General features: G+C 57.4%; 17 protein-coding genes and 2 tRNA genes. 2 read left to right on the top strand and 17 right to left on the bottom strand.

The window, feature by feature from the left end; translation table 11 throughout:
- Positions 1-15 precede the first annotated feature (15 nt).
- From AC2FIO_RS06305 to AC2FIO_RS06335, 7 genes are all read right to left on the bottom strand, one after another.
- Positions 16-2,028: a DEAD/DEAH box helicase gene (locus AC2FIO_RS06305; protein ID WP_496696521.1), complete on the bottom strand. Its 2,013-nt coding sequence runs from the start codon at positions 2,026-2,028 to the stop codon at positions 16-18.
- A gap of 233 nt (positions 2,029-2,261) precedes the next feature.
- Positions 2,262-2,336, bottom strand: a tRNA-Phe gene (locus AC2FIO_RS06310).
- A 79-nt stretch (positions 2,337-2,415) separates the two neighbouring features.
- Positions 2,416-2,598, bottom strand: a complete 183-nt coding sequence (locus tag AC2FIO_RS06315; protein ID WP_058275399.1) for a DNA gyrase inhibitor YacG — start codon at positions 2,596-2,598, stop codon at positions 2,416-2,418.
- On the bottom strand, positions 2,595-3,617 hold the full coding sequence (locus AC2FIO_RS06320; protein ID WP_496696367.1) for a ribonuclease E/G: 1,023 nt from the start codon (positions 3,615-3,617) through the stop codon (positions 2,595-2,597). The genes AC2FIO_RS06315 and AC2FIO_RS06320 overlap by 4 nt, the downstream gene beginning before the upstream one ends.
- Entirely contained in the window at positions 3,614-4,192 is a 579-nt protein-coding gene (locus AC2FIO_RS06325; RefSeq protein ID WP_058279387.1) for a Maf family protein, read from the bottom strand. The genes AC2FIO_RS06320 and AC2FIO_RS06325 overlap by 4 nt, the downstream gene beginning before the upstream one ends.
- Positions 4,193-4,203: 11 nt before the next feature.
- Complete coding sequence (infA, locus tag AC2FIO_RS06330; RefSeq protein ID WP_005978431.1) at positions 4,204-4,422, bottom strand: translation initiation factor IF-1; 219 nt, start codon at positions 4,420-4,422, stop codon at positions 4,204-4,206.
- Between the two features lie 91 nt (positions 4,423-4,513).
- Positions 4,514-5,389, bottom strand: a complete 876-nt coding sequence (locus AC2FIO_RS06335) for a carbon-nitrogen hydrolase family protein (protein ID WP_496696370.1) — start codon at positions 5,387-5,389, stop codon at positions 4,514-4,516.
- Positions 5,390-5,886: 497 nt separating this feature from the next.
- Between AC2FIO_RS06335 and AC2FIO_RS06340 the strand changes: the two genes are divergently transcribed.
- A complete protein-coding gene (locus AC2FIO_RS06340) occupies positions 5,887-6,246 on the top strand; it encodes a CHAP domain-containing protein (RefSeq protein ID WP_306346077.1) in 360 nt (119 codons plus the stop codon).
- Between the two features lie 139 nt (positions 6,247-6,385).
- On the opposite strand, the gene AC2FIO_RS06345 is transcribed toward AC2FIO_RS06340, so the two are convergent.
- The 10 genes from AC2FIO_RS06345 to AC2FIO_RS06390 form a co-directional block, all read right to left on the bottom strand.
- Positions 6,386-6,979, bottom strand: coding sequence for a GNAT family N-acetyltransferase (locus tag AC2FIO_RS06345; RefSeq protein ID WP_496696373.1), 594 nt, complete (start codon positions 6,977-6,979; stop codon positions 6,386-6,388).
- A complete protein-coding gene (locus tag AC2FIO_RS06350; protein WP_496696375.1) occupies positions 6,972-7,370 on the bottom strand; it encodes a ketosteroid isomerase-related protein in 399 nt (132 codons plus the stop codon). Before AC2FIO_RS06350 ends, AC2FIO_RS06345 begins: the two co-directional genes overlap by 8 nt.
- A 2-nt stretch (positions 7,371-7,372) precedes the next feature.
- A complete protein-coding gene (locus AC2FIO_RS06355; RefSeq protein WP_058275393.1) occupies positions 7,373-7,825 on the bottom strand; it encodes an arsenate-mycothiol transferase ArsC in 453 nt (150 codons plus the stop codon).
- 3 nt (positions 7,826-7,828) lie between these two features.
- A complete protein-coding gene (locus AC2FIO_RS06360) occupies positions 7,829-8,308 on the bottom strand; it encodes a UPF0262 family protein (RefSeq protein ID WP_496696377.1) in 480 nt (159 codons plus the stop codon).
- A 68-nt stretch (positions 8,309-8,376) separates the two neighbouring features.
- Positions 8,377-9,177 (bottom strand): hypothetical protein, encoded by an 801-nt coding sequence (locus tag AC2FIO_RS06365; RefSeq protein ID WP_496696379.1) that lies wholly within the window; start codon positions 9,175-9,177, stop codon positions 8,377-8,379.
- 121 nt (positions 9,178-9,298) lie between these two features.
- Positions 9,299-10,600, bottom strand: a complete 1,302-nt coding sequence (gene hisD, locus AC2FIO_RS06370; RefSeq protein WP_496696381.1) for a histidinol dehydrogenase — start codon at positions 10,598-10,600, stop codon at positions 9,299-9,301.
- Between the two features lie 60 nt (positions 10,601-10,660).
- Entirely contained in the window at positions 10,661-11,128 is a 468-nt protein-coding gene (locus AC2FIO_RS06375; RefSeq protein ID WP_496696383.1) for a GNAT family N-acetyltransferase, read from the bottom strand.
- A gap of 43 nt (positions 11,129-11,171) precedes the next feature.
- Positions 11,172-11,648 (bottom strand): DUF2948 family protein, encoded by a 477-nt coding sequence (locus AC2FIO_RS06380; protein WP_058275388.1) that lies wholly within the window; start codon positions 11,646-11,648, stop codon positions 11,172-11,174.
- Positions 11,645-12,913: a UDP-N-acetylglucosamine 1-carboxyvinyltransferase gene (gene murA / locus AC2FIO_RS06385; RefSeq protein ID WP_496696386.1), complete on the bottom strand. Its 1,269-nt coding sequence runs from the start codon at positions 12,911-12,913 to the stop codon at positions 11,645-11,647. Before murA ends, AC2FIO_RS06380 begins: the two co-directional genes overlap by 4 nt.
- Positions 12,914-12,919: 6 nt before the next feature.
- Positions 12,920-13,075, bottom strand: coding sequence for a hypothetical protein (locus AC2FIO_RS06390; protein WP_199520031.1), 156 nt, complete (start codon positions 13,073-13,075; stop codon positions 12,920-12,922).
- 83 nt (positions 13,076-13,158) lie between these two features.
- On the opposite strand from AC2FIO_RS06390, the gene AC2FIO_RS06395 reads away from it, so the two are divergent.
- Positions 13,159-13,233 (top strand) — tRNA-Thr (locus AC2FIO_RS06395).
- The last annotated feature ends 220 nt before the right edge of the window (positions 13,234-13,453 follow it).

Consider the following 13,453-nt stretch of genomic DNA (forward strand, 5'->3'; position numbering starts at 1 on the left):
GTGCATAGAACGGCGCTAAGTCTTGCGCCGTTTCGGCACAGCCTCTCCGCCCTTGCCCGCTTTCGCGGCTGAAACGCGGGCGCGATTCTTCTTGCTGCTGGGTTTTCCCTTGGGCGGCGGTGGGCCTTTGGTGGGTTTACCGCCGGGCTTTACGCTTCCGTCTTTGCTCTTGTTAGCGGGCGTTTTGTGGGTTTTCTTCTTTGCGCTCGTTGCCGTGAATTTAACATCCGGCTCGCTCAGTGACGAGTCGCGGTGCGGTGTCGAGCCATGTTCTTTTGATCGGGTCTGTTTGAAACCGCGTTCCGCTGCTTTACTGGGCTTGCGATCTTCGGGCTTGGGTTTGCGGTTACGGGGCGTCGGGGCATCGTTCCAATCAACGGGGGTGGTGTCCCCTTTGCGCGGGCGCGGTTTACCCTTGGGTGGGCGGTTGGACCTTGGACGCTCAAACGCTGGCACGTCAGGCGCGCCATCCAAGCGCACAACGTCTTTCGAACCTTCGATTTTCATACCCGGTCCAACAGCCGCCAGAAAGCCCGCAACACTGGCTTCGCGGATCTCGACGTAAGACACATCATCGGCAATCCGGATCGCACCGATATCGTCTTTGGTCAGATCACCGGCCTTGCAGATCATCGGCAGCAAATGGCGCGGCGAAGCATTTTGGTTGCGACCTTCAGACAAGGAAAACCAAACGCTCGGACCAAAGGCGGCGCGGGGTTTGGGGCGGTCCGCCGTAACCGGGGCCAACTCTTCCGGTGCTGAATGGCGCAATTTATACTGACGTAGATACGCTGCTGCTATTTGCTCAGGGGTAAATTTTTCAACCAGGTGCCGAACCGCGTCCTGTTCGCTTTCGGTAACTTCGACTTGCCAGTCATCAGAGGCGAGCATCCGCGTCTGATCTCGCTCGTTCACCTCATCCGAAGACGGGGCGACGCCCCAATCCGCCGTGAGCTTTGCGAACTTCAGAATACGCTCAGCCTTTTTCCGCGATGACGGTTCGACTACCAGGGCGCTGACGCCCTTTCGCCCTGCCCGGCCCGTGCGTCCAGAGCGATGCAATAGCGTCTCGTGACTGTTAGGCAATTCAGCATGGATCACCAGATCGAGGTTCGGCAAATCAATCCCGCGCGCCGCGACATCTGTCGCCACACATACCCTCGCACGCCCATCGCGCATCGACTGCAACGCGTTAGAGCGTTCACTCTGCGTCAGCTCACCAGACAGTGCCACCACCGAAAACCCGCGGTTGGAAAGCCGCGTGGTCAGCCGCGACACCATCGCGCGGGTGTTACAGAAAACGATAGCATTTGGGGCTTCGTAATACCGCAGTGCATTGATGATCGCGTTATCCCCGTCCCGCGGCGCCACCATCATCGCACGATATTCGATATCAGCATGTTGGGTTTTCTCGCTGACCGTGCTCACCCGCTCGGCATCGCGCTGATAGCGCGTTGCTAGGCTAGCAATGGCGCGCGGGACTGTAGCCGAGAACAGCAACGTTTGCCGCTCTGCCGGAGTTTCATCCAGGATGAACTCAAGATCCTCGCGAAATCCAAGGTCCAGCATTTCATCGGCTTCGTCCAGAACCACAGCCCGGATCGCGGTCAGATCAATGGAACCACGCATGATATGATCGCGCAGGCGACCCGGCGTTGCGACAACAATATGCGCCCCACGCGCCAGAGCCCGGCGTTCATCACGCATATCCATGCCACCAACACACGAGGCCAGAAACGCACCAGCATCCGAGTACAGCCAGCTCAGCTCGCGCTTGACCTGCATGGCCAGTTCCCGCGTTGGCGCAACCACCAAAGCCAACGGCGCGCCGGACGCCCCGAACGTCTCATCTTCGCCCAGCAACTGTGGTGCGATCGCCAACCCGAACCCGATGGTTTTTCCCGATCCGGTTTGCGCCGACACCAACATATCGCGCCCTTCCAGCTCGGGCTGTGTCACGGCCTGCTGGACTTGTGTCAAAGTATCGTAACCCTTGCGGGCAAGCGCATCTGCGATGGTCTGTTTCACGGTGGTGTTCTTTGTATCAGCCGGGGGATACGTGCCTTGCGGTATTGCAATCAGCGCATCTTCCAAGGTTAAAGACCGCCTCTTAACGGGAGTCGCTGGCAATGTATAGCCGTGTCTTTTGTGGTGACCGAAGTAAAAAACCGCCGGTCACGTAGGTATCTTTTGATGAACTTGTCTGAAGTTTCAGCCAACTGTCAAAAGCCGATGCGAAACCAATACTTTACCAGATAAAGTGGTGCCCGGGGGCGGAATCGAACCACCGACACGAGGATTTTCAATCCACTGCTCTACCCCTGAGCTACCCGGGCACGGGAACGGCGTTTGCCGTTGGGTGGAGGCGTTCTATGACTTGCTACAGGCAGTGTCCAGAGGCTTTTTCACATTTTTTCAATGTGGACGTTGTTGCTCTGGTTCGGGATCGGAAACTTCTGTTTCAACGTCCTCTTCCCGCTGCGATGGAACCGCGTAGGACCCGTTCAGCCACTTGGCCAGATCAATATCAGCACACCGTTTCGAACAGAATGGTCGAAACTCGGTTACAGACTTTTCTGCGCAGATCGGGCAGCTCATTTCAGCACTTCCGACAACGGGATACGACCGCGTTTTCGCTGTAGCTCGTAGTGGCCAAGAGGGGTCCAGCCTGCCAGCGTGGTTTCGACCGAATCTGCCTTCAACGCAGCGCGCAGAGAGGCCTCGAACCCACGGCGATCCTTTTTAGGCATTGGTGCTAGGTCCAGAGTGATTTGCCCCCCAAGACCGCGAACGCGCAAGGCACGGGCAAGCCCCTTGGCACAGGCGAAATTGACCTTGGTTCCGGCTGCCATCGACGTGTCGGACCCGGTGTTGACATCCACAGCGACCAAGGCCCGGGTGGGCTGAATATATAGATACCCGCCTCCGGGCAGTGGCTCGGAAATACCACGCGCCACGTCCAATGCATCCAATACGCCATGCGTTTCGAAACTGCCCGGCTGTGTCACAACCTCAGCTGGGTCAGTCCAGTCGCGCCAGGCCAGAACATGGGGTCCGTCACCTTCCAGCAGCAGCTCGGGCTCAGTTCCCGGATCGTTCAAAACCTGATCCGCATGGGCCAGCATCGCACCGATATCTTCGGCGATTTCAGCCGCACCTTCGCCCTCACAACAGGACCGCAGGATCAGGCCATGGCTGCTGCCCTCCATGCTCTCATGAGCGATTTCAAGAAGGCGGTCACGCTCATCTTCGTCGTGGATGGAACGTGAGATATTCAAACCGGGCGCATCAGGCGTGACAATCGCATAGCGGCTTTTGAACAGAACCCGATCGGTCACTGGCAGCGCCTTACCGGGTTCGGCATAGCCCGTCACCTGAACCAACATCAGTGCACCGGGTGCGAGCCCTTTGATCTGTCGTAGAAAGGCCGGACCGTCAGGTGTGGTCAGGAACATGCCGCCCTGCCCTTTGACCGGTCGGTCGGCACGGGCACGGTAAATCGTACCCGGCGCGGGCGCGTCAGCTGCAATCAGGAAATCTTCCAGCTGACCGTCGACCATAAGGGCGGCAGCTTCGCGGTTTTCGATGTGATCCAGAACAATGGTTCGACCCTTCATGACACCTCACGATACAGGGGATAGCCGATGCCTTGCAAAAGCGCGGCAGTCTCGGACAGGGGGAGCCCCACGATGCCGGTAAACGAACCAGAAATCCAAGGGATGAAAGCCCCGGCAGGGCCTTGAATGGCGTAAGCGCCTGCTTTGCCCTGCCAGTCTCCGGTCGCCAGGTAAGCGTTGATTTCAACGTCTGAAAGGCGTTTGACCTTGACCTGAGACACAACATCACGTTGCAGAACGCGGTCCCCGCACCGTACAGCGACCGAGGTGATTACGCGGTGCCGCCGACCGGACAAAGCATGCAGGAATTCAGCCGCCTGGCCCGCGTCTTCCGGTTTTCCCAGAATACGGCGACCCAGTGCGACAGTGGTATCCGCGCAAAGAGTTACATCGTCGCCATCGGCCTGTACCGCCTGCACTTTTGCCCGCGTAATGCGATTGCAATAGGGCACCGGCAGCTCACCTTTCAGCGGCGTTTCATCAATGTCGGGTGCACGGATGGCATCGGGCTGCACGCCAAGCTGGGCCAACAGGTCCAGCCGCCTTGGGCTGCCCGATCCTAAGATAAACGCCATTGCGGCAGGCGTTACTTGAAGCGGTAGTTGATCCGACCCTTGGTCAGATCATAGGGGGTCATCTCGACCTGAACTTTGTCGCCGGCCAGAACACGGATGCGGTTCTTGCGCATCTTGCCTGCCGTATGTGCGATGATCTCATGGCCGTTTTCCAGCTCGACCCGAAACGTCGCATTAGGCAGGAGTTCCTTCACGACACCGGGAAATTCGAGCGTATCTTCCTTGGCCATGTTGTCTCCACATTTAAGTTGCACCCGCAGAATCTGCGGGGATGTGCGCTTAAATGAGCCTATTTTGGCCCTATTTCAAGGGCGGAATCACCTATAGGGCGGATATTGTGACCGAATCGACTCGGGGTGATTGCTCATCCCAATGAGTTCGGTTGAGGACATGGCCATCGGAACGCACACCGGCGATGGCTGACATGTCGACCTCAGCATAAGTCCAGCCGGGTTGGTTCAGGGTACCTTCGGCCAGCACTCCGGTCGCGGGAAAGCCCTTGTCCGGTGGACCAAATATACCGCCAGTGCCGGTATTCATATCAACGGCTTCGGACCATTCATTAACGCCCACCAAGGACGACATCACGGTAACGCATTGATTTTCCAATGCTCTGGACATCGCGCCGATACGCACCCGCCAATAGCCTGACAACGCCTCGGTGCAGGATGGGACAAGGATAAGGTCTGCCTCGCTGAGAGCACGACCCAACAGCGGAAACTCACTATCGTAGCAGATCAGCACCCCGATTTTGCCCAGCGCAGTATCAAACAGCTTCAGCGGGCCGCCAGGGGCAATATCCCACGACTCGCGTTCGAACCGGGTCATGATCTGTTTGTCCTGGTGGTCCTGTTTGCCATCTGGGGCATAGAATGCAGCCCGGTTCACAGGTCGACCGGGGCCATCCACAACCGGGGCCGATGCGCCCAGAATGTACGCCTTGTACTCCTGTGCGAGGCGCTGATGCAGGTTTCTTACATCCTCCATCCGATCCGAGACTGCGTGAATCGAACGCTCCAGATCACCCGCCACCTCAACTCCGTCAAGGGTCGACAGTTCCATCGCGCCGTATTCAGGAAAAACCAGCAGGTCCGCCCCCTGCCTCGCGGCGTTTGAAACCCAGCGGTCCAGCTTGTCCTCATACTGCGCCCAGCTGTCGAGCCAATCGAGGTTATAGGCGGCAGTCGCGACTTTCATGGGCTATCCTTGCGGTCCAAACTCGGGCGAATTTAAGTGTGAGTTCGCGGTCTGTATAGCCCCATCCTGTCAACATGTGTATTGAACGAACAACTCCACTGTGGGCTCAGTGCCGACTTCTTTTTCAAGCGCAACATCCATCACAACGAGTGCATATGCGTCTTCCATCTCAGCCATTGGGTTAACAACGGTAAAAGGAACTGGCAAAATCTTGCTGGGGAATTGGCAGGTCCCTTTTCAATTTCGGTCAAATCATCGTAGAACCCCGTTAATCTTCGAACCGGCAATGAAGCATCTTGGAATACAGCGCCCACAAAACAAATACGATTTGGCCGCGCGTGTCCGGCACCGCCCGAACCGCGATTGCGGTGGGAGTTTGTTGTATTGTCTCCGCCTGCTCCGAGCGTCCAACCGATGCGGACCTCAATCCGGAACGTCAGTCAATGGCTTTGCGGGAGGTCGCGCAAAAGCAAGCCCGGGGGCAAAGGGTGTGGTGCGTGCCCTACGCACGTAACCTCAGCGGCATCCAAATTCGCGGCAACGCCAAGGATTGGTGGGGAAGGGCGCGCAGTGCATTTGAACGCGGCAATGAACCAGCTGTCGGTGCTGTGATGTCGTTTCGAGCAACCAGCGGAATGCCCCTGGGTCATGTGGCTGTCGTGTCGGATATTGTCACGGACCGGGAAGTCATCGTGAATCACGCCAACTGGCACCGAAACAAGGTATCGTTGAAAATGGGCGTCAGGGACGTATCCAAACACAATGATTGGACCTTGGTCCGGGTCGAAACCCAGCCGGGCCGGTATGGCAATTTCTACCCAGTGAACGGGTTTATCTATCCGAAAGATGACGGGTAGCTCAATTTCTCTTCGCGTCTGCCGCGAGGCATCGGAATGCGCCACAAGCGTTTCCTGCTTCGGCCGTGAATCGCGGGCACTTACCGTTTGCGCGGGGAGGTCTAACGTCGATATCGTCCGCAGAGCAGACGAAAACTATCTACAAATCCCCCATCCAAAACTGCAGTCGCTTTGCTGTCTCGCCCTCTTCCCCTACATCCTTCCACAAAAACTGCGCGATCACACCGGGCAGTGGCTCATATCCCCGCGCGCGCCAGAAGGTATCCAAGGGGCGATAATTATCGGGCCGCATCGGGTGGTCGGCGGGGCGCTGTACACTGCAAAAGGCGCATTTTCTGTAGCCCAGCTTGCGTGCGTGTTCCTCGCGAAGGTCAAAGAACTTATGGCCAACTCCCTGCCCCCGATAATCCGACAAAAGGACGGATTCGGCACAATAGAAGATTTTGGCCAGATCTAAGCCCGAGCCTTCAAAAGCGGCGGCGAAATCGTCGGCGTGATCGGACAGAGGGGCACCGGTCGAAGCGCCTATCAGGTGGTCACCATCGAACGCTCCAACCACGACCGCTTTGTCGCTGTCACGGTAAGATTGCAGGTACTTCCGCTCGTAGTTGATGTCGCCGTCATACAGATACGGCCACGCCCGAAACACCTGGATCCGCAAACGCGCCACATCGTCCAAGGCATCCGTCAGCGCCGCCCCGGTCAGGGGACGGACAGCTGTGACCTCAGCCATTCGAGACCTGCTTGGTCCAGTCAGTGAGGTTGTAGAACGTGGTGACGCGGGTGATCTTGCCGTCTTTCAAGTCAAAGAAGGACCCGGCGGGCAAGCGATAGGTTTGACCGCGGGCTTCGGGCAAACCCTCATCCGTCTGCAGATAGGTGCCGTTCACAGTGAACTCTGCCGCGGCGCGGGTGCCGCCTTCGGCCTCAAACACCACGATGTCCGTCAGGTGTTCCTTGTAGCAGCGGTTCATATGGGCGCAGAAGGCTGCAAATTTTTCCTTACCGGTGCGAATCTGGCCTTCGTTCACGTGATGCGCCACGTCATCTGACAGGCAAGCCAGCATGCCGTCGACGTCACCGGCATTGAAAGCGTCGAAATAGGTTTTGACGGTCTGGTTCATGGTCACTCCGTAGGTTCGCCCCAGCGGCCCTTCAGATGCTGAATGATCTGGTCGCGGGTCTGTCGGTAGTGAATTAACTTGTCTGCGCGGCTTTCGCCCAGTCCGGTAGGGTCCATTATTGGCCAATAATCGACATCCAAGTGAAAAATGCGCGTCAATTCCAGAGCCTGGCGTTGACTGGCCGGCGACAACGCAACGATCAGGTCGAACGAGCTTAGGTCGTCGCCCCATTCCTGCATTTCATCAAACGAGCGTGACCGGTGACGGGACAGTTCAACGCCGACTTCTTGGCAAACCGCGATGCAGAACCCGTCAATCTCAAGGTCATTTCGCACACCGGCGGATTGTACGTAGGTGCCGGTGCCGTAGAACTTTTTCATGAGCCCTTCGGCCATAGGGGACCGAACCGCGTTATGGTCGCAACAAAACAGGACCGACTGCGGCAAAGGCTTCACGCGTCAGCCCCCGAAATGCAGCACGCAGATCAGCGTGAACAAACGGCGTGCGGTATCGGTGTCGATGTCAGCCTTACCTTCAAGACGTTCTTGCAAAACGCGGCTGCCTTCGTTGTGGATGCCGCGACGGGCCATGTCGATGGTTTCGATCTGGCTGGGCGGCAGGGTCTTTACCGCGTTGAAATAGCTTTCGCAGATCTGAAAGTAATCTTTGACCACCTGGCGAAACGGCCCCAGTGACAGATGAAACTCTGCCGCCTTTTCCTCAGCCTCTGTGGCGATGTCGAAGACCAGCCGTTTATCGCGGATCGACAGCTGCACACGGTATGGTCCATCAGGCGTGACACGGTCATCGCGCACCGGCAGCGCAAAGCTGTTTTCTTCCAGTAGATCATAGATCGCAACCTTACGCTCCTGCTCGATTTCGGGGGTCGGCGGTGGCAGGTTTCGGTCATCTAGTTCGATGTGCGAGATACGAGTCATAATGCGTGGTCCGTTCAGGTCGGGACAGACTTATCGCAATTAAAAATGATGAACAACGCAAGAGCAGATCAAATCGGATGCTCCGCAGGGTCGATTTGATGGTTTTTCAGAAGCTGATCGATCAGAGAGCCTTCATTGAAGCTCTTTACGCCTGAAAACATCCGACGGAACCATGATCCATAAAAGTGGATCGACATCTTGTCCTGCCACTCGAGAAAATCCAGCTTTGAGATATCTGGGTCGTTCCACAAAGCACGGAAGCGCGGCGGAATTGAATACAATTCGGTTCGCGGCGTTGCCATCGAATTCTCGTCGCTTCTAGAGACATAGTAATACAGCATTGGAGGCCCAAGGCTAAACAGGGGCAAACTCCAATACGTGGATTTTCCAAAGATACGCAGGTAGGCTTGTTGCTGATCTTCCGGCCACCAGGGCGGAACAAGATCGCTTTCGAATGCAAATTCGCACATCTGCTTTAACGCTAGGCTTCCAGATGGAAAGGCCAGAACGCCATTCATCAACCGTTGTTTGTTACGGTTCCCTTGCGGGAACAGGTAGCCCTGGTTCGTCTCGAACGGTCTGTTCGCATAGGCATCGGCATCCACCCAGATATAGTCCGTATCCTGCATAAGTTTCAGGCGGAACAGATCCGCATGAACGGCAACGGATCGGGTGATTGGATCACGGTAAATCTCGGACGTATCAAAAATTTCGCGTGCGTCGCGCGCCTCAATGTAGTCCGGAATATCCTCTAGGTCGCCATAGTGGTAGACGATCGGCTTCTGGTCCACATCCGCGAAGGATTTCAGGCACAAATGCTCCAGAAAACTAAACCGCTTGCCGATCCAGAGTGTTGCCACACGTTCCAAGTCTGGCTCCTATTTGTCAGGCCCTTCTGTCAAGGCGCCGTTGAACAACCGGTTGTTTCAAGTCCCTACCTACATAATCCGTGCAGGTTCGCGGCGGGTGTGACCCTTAGGCCATAAGGATTTAGCCGTTCAGTCGCTTCAACCGCGCCGTTACTGAAAGTCCATGCGCCTCAAGGCTTTCGGAGTGGGCCAGCTGCTCGGCTGCGGGTCCAATCGCACGCAGGGCTTCTGGTGTCATTTGGCTGAGTGTCGTGCGCTTGAGGAAATCCATCACACTGAGACCAGAGGAGAAGCGGGCCGAACGCGCTGTTGGCAGCACGTGATTGGGACCACCGACATAATCGCCAATGGCCTCCGGTGTGTACTGGCCCAAGAAGATGGCCCCGGCGTGGACAGTCTTAGCGCTCAGCGCCACTGGGTCCGCCACGCACAGCTCCAGGTGTTCGGGCGCGATGCGGTTCGACAGTGCCGCCGCCTCGTCCAAATCACGCACGGTGATGATCGCGCCGAAATCGCGCCAACTGGCCCCCGCGATGGCGCGGCGTTGCAGGGTTTTAAGTCGTTTGTCGACGGCTTTGGCGACGGCCTGACCAAACCCGGCGTCATCTGTAATCAGAATCGACTGCGCGCTTTCGTCATGTTCTGCCTGGCTAAGCAGATCCAACGCGATCCAGTCGGGATCGTTGTCCTTGTCGGCGATAACAAGAATCTCGGACGGGCCGGCAATCATGTCGATGCCAACCTTCCCGAATACGCGGCGCTTGGCGGCGGCTACAAATGCGTTGCCCGGACCCGTGATCTTGTCGACCGCTGCAATTGTGTCGGTGCCATAGGCCAGTGCGGCAATCGCCTGTGCCCCGCCAATACGATAGATCGTGTCCACACCGGAAAGCTGCGCCGCCAGCAGGACCAACGGGTTCACTTGCCCGTCCGGTGTTGGCACGGCAATGGCCAGACGCTCAACCCCAGCGACCTTCGCGGGGATTGCGTTCATCAGCACGGAAGACGGGTACGATGCCAGCCCGCCGGGCACGTAGAGACCGGCAGCCGACACAGCAGACCAACGCCAACCCAGCATTGCGCCCCACGAATCTGTCCACTCGTGATCCTCTGGCAACTGCTTTTCGTGATAGGATCTGATGCGCTCAGCGGCCAATTCCAAAGCAGCCCGATCTTCGGACGAGACCTGATCCACAGCCTCGGTGATCTGTTCAGGGCTGAAGGCCATTGTTTCGGGCGTCAGCTCCAGCCGGTCAAACTTGGCGGTCAGCTCGATCACCGCCGCATCGCCACGTTTCCGCACGTCATCGATAATCCCGGCGACAACGGCGTCCACATCCGGGCTGTCCTCGCGCTTGGCGGACAATAGTGTTTTGAAGGCGGTCTCGAATTCAGACGACGTCGTGTCGAGGAAAACAGGCATGTTCTGGCACTCCGGAGCGTTTGATCGGGACATACCGCCCAGATGGGCCGGCCTCAACCCTCAGTCCTGTAGGTGCAGCGATTTGCGCATACTCAAACAGGACACGTCACTGCGCTGACTGCATCCTCCGGTGGTTTCCCAGCCGTGCCGCGCATAGAAACCCTGTGCCGTTTGGGTGGCTTCAAGCTGTCCCTCGGTACAGCCAAAGGCGATAAGTTCCTGCTCAAGTGCCTTCAACAAAGCGCCGCCAATACCCCAACCAATGTGATCTGGATCGATATACAAAAGCGTGATTTCTCCGGCTTCGGTCAGCCCACCGGCTGCCGCAGGCTGCCCGTTATTCTCGGCAAGCCTGATTTGTGCGCCGTTCCTGATCCAGCCCCTGATCGTCGCCGGATCCTTGTTTGCGGTCCATTGTGCGATCACCTCAGGATCATCCTGATGGTCCGCCGTGCAAAGCTCGGTAATTGACCGGACCAGAACACGGCTCAGATCGAACACGTCGAAAACGGTCGCACGGCGCAGCACCAGACCCTGGGGGGGGCCGGTGAATGCCTGCGCTATGCCGCGCTTATTCCGGATGGTGCGGTGCCTGACCGGATGGGGCCTGATACGGCCGGGTCACGTCCTTGAGGGTGACATCCAGCGCCTCGACCGACAAGCGGATCGTACCATCTCCGGCCAGTGTTAGCATGATCTGCCCGGCACCATCTTCGCCCGCTTCGAAATCAATCGACAGCAAGGACATCACCATTTCCTTGTCGCCGCGTTCGACCCCCTGGCTCGCCACAGACAGCACTGAATCGAAAACCAGAACCGACTGTACCCGTTCAAACGGGCGGTCGCGGCGGGCGGCGGCATCCTTGTCTTCCCAGCGGAACCGGTTCAGCAACAGGCCAAAGCGACGCTCAGAGGGCCGCCATGTCATCTCGGTGATTGGGAAAATCGCATCCTGTGCCAAGGTCGAGATCACCTGAAGGTCATCAGCATCCTCGGCCCCCAGATTCAGTGGTGCCTCACGTCCGTCTTCGAAACTTGCATCTGTCATTGGCCTTTGATCCGTTCAATCTTTGCGCCCACGCCTTCCAGCTTACGCACCACATGTTCATATCCGCGGTCCAGATGATAGACCCGACTGACGGTCGTTTCCCCTTCAGCCGCCATTCCGGCCAGAATTAACGAGACTGAGGCCCGCAAATCCGTCGCCATCACGGGCGCTCCCTTCAGACGTTCAACCCCGGTCACGGTCGCCGTACCACCGTGCACTTCAATATTCGCGCCCATGCGCACCAATTCCGGGGCGTGCATGAAGCGGTTCTCAAAGATACGTTCTTCTAGAACCGAGGTACCTTCGGCCGTGCACATCAGCGCCATCATCTGCGCCTGCAAATCCGTCGGGAAGCCGGGAAACGGCTCGGTCACAACGTCCACAGCGTTAACACGGCCGTTCTTACGGGCAACCTTCAGGCCATTTGGGGTTTCTTCGACATGCACTCCTGCCGCATCCAGCTTGGCCGCAAAAGATTCGACCAAAGCCATCCGACCACCCAACAACTCAACTTCACCGCCGCACATGGCCGGGGCCAGCATATATGTGCCCAGTTCGATCCGGTCGGTCACCACCTGATGCGTTGCACCATGCAGGCAATCAACGCCCTGAATCTCGATGGTCGAGGTCCCCTCACCCGAAATTTGCGCACCCATCTTGCGTAGGCACTCAACCAGGTCAACAATCTCAGGCTCACGCGCGGCGTTCTTCAGAACGGTCGTGCCTTTGGCCAGCGTGGCGGCCATAACGATGTTCTCAGTTGCGCCCACCGAGGCAAAGCGCATCTCATGCACTGCGCCTTTCAGCCCACCCGGGGCTTTGGCGTGCAAGTAACCGTCTTTAAGCTCGATCTCGGCGCCCAGCGCCTCAAGACCTTCGACATGCAGGTCCATCGGCCGCGCTCCGATGGCACACCCCCCCGGCAACGACACAACGGCCTTTCCAAAACGCGCCAGCAAAGGACCCAGCACCAGATTGGACGCCCGCATCTTGCGCACGATCTCATAATCCGCTGTCTGACTGGTCAGATCATGGCTGGACATCGCCAGCACCTGACCATCCTGCAACGAGGACACCTCGGCCCCGAGCGATTGCAACAGCGCAGTCATTGTTTTGATGTCACTCAGTCGCGGTGCATTGGTCAGCGTCAGCGGTTCTTCGCTGAGCAACGTTGCGGGCATCAGCGTCAGGCATGCGTTCTTGGCCCCCGCAATCGGTATCTGACCGTTCAGCGGCCCGTTGCCCGTTACCAAAATCGAATCCATCTGCTCTTATCCCTCGTCCTTGCCGGTCTTGTCCTCGGATGCCGCCCGCGCCTTGGCCTGCGCCTTGCGCCGCGCCATATTCGCCTTAAGCGCGGCCTTAAGCCGTTCTTCGCGCGCGTCCCCGGATTTACCGTCTTTTTTAGGTGAATTTTTATCTGCCATTGTCTTTCTCTACAGGAGACGAAAAAAACCGTCCAGACACCCTTGCGCCGCGTTTCGTTTGAGTCTAATCACCCGCCCACAGCGCTGCTGTAGCTCAGAGGTAGAGCACTCCCTTGGTAAGGGAGAGGTCGAGAGTTCAATTCTCTCCAGCAGCACCATCAAAACACTAATTTTCGAGCGAAACCTATCCCCACGATCGGCGCATTAGATGCTGTTTTTGCTTACGCAATTGGAGCTTTGCCAACTGGCTTGAAAGAATTTACTTTTCCAAAGCACAACGATTTTCAATGCGTACCTGTCCAGCGTCAGCGCCACCGGGATATTGCAGTCGTCCGACGAAATCGTCAGATGACAGAGGTGAGCCCAAAGACGAACTCG

Source organism: Ruegeria sp. CDSB086 (assembly GCF_059611065.1).

What these genes read in the sequence shown, in the direction of transcription:
- AC2FIO_RS06315 (WP_058275399.1), bottom strand. Translation starts at nt 2,598, where the DNA reads ATGAGCTGCCCGATCTGCGCAGAAAAGTCTGTAACCGAGTTTCGACCA.
- AC2FIO_RS06320 (WP_496696367.1), bottom strand. Translation starts at nt 3,617, where the DNA reads ATGAAGGGTCGAACCATTGTTCTGGATCACATCGAAAACCGCGAAGCT.
- AC2FIO_RS06325 (WP_058279387.1), bottom strand. Translation starts at nt 4,192, where the DNA reads ATGGCGTTTATCTTAGGATCGGGCAGCCCAAGGCGGCTGGACCTGTTG.
- infA (WP_005978431.1), bottom strand. Translation starts at nt 4,422, where the DNA reads ATGGCCAAGGAAGATACGCTCGAATTTCCCGGTGTCGTGAAGGAACTC.
- AC2FIO_RS06335 (WP_496696370.1), bottom strand. Translation starts at nt 5,389, where the DNA reads ATGAAAGTCGCGACTGCCGCCTATAACCTCGATTGGCTCGACAGCTGG.
- AC2FIO_RS06345 (WP_496696373.1), bottom strand. Translation starts at nt 6,979, where the DNA reads ATGGCTGAGGTCACAGCTGTCCGTCCCCTGACCGGGGCGGCGCTGACG.
- AC2FIO_RS06350 (WP_496696375.1), bottom strand. Translation starts at nt 7,370, where the DNA reads ATGAACCAGACCGTCAAAACCTATTTCGACGCTTTCAATGCCGGTGAC.
- AC2FIO_RS06360 (WP_496696377.1), bottom strand. Translation starts at nt 8,308, where the DNA reads ATGACTCGTATCTCGCACATCGAACTAGATGACCGAAACCTGCCACCG.
- hisD (WP_496696381.1), bottom strand. Translation starts at nt 10,600, where the DNA reads ATGCCTGTTTTCCTCGACACGACGTCGTCTGAATTCGAGACCGCCTTC.
- AC2FIO_RS06380 (WP_058275388.1), bottom strand. Translation starts at nt 11,648, where the DNA reads ATGACAGATGCAAGTTTCGAAGACGGACGTGAGGCACCACTGAATCTG.
- murA (WP_496696386.1), bottom strand. Translation starts at nt 12,913, where the DNA reads ATGGATTCGATTTTGGTAACGGGCAACGGGCCGCTGAACGGTCAGATA.
- AC2FIO_RS06390 (WP_199520031.1), bottom strand. Translation starts at nt 13,075, where the DNA reads ATGGCAGATAAAAATTCACCTAAAAAAGACGGTAAATCCGGGGACGCG.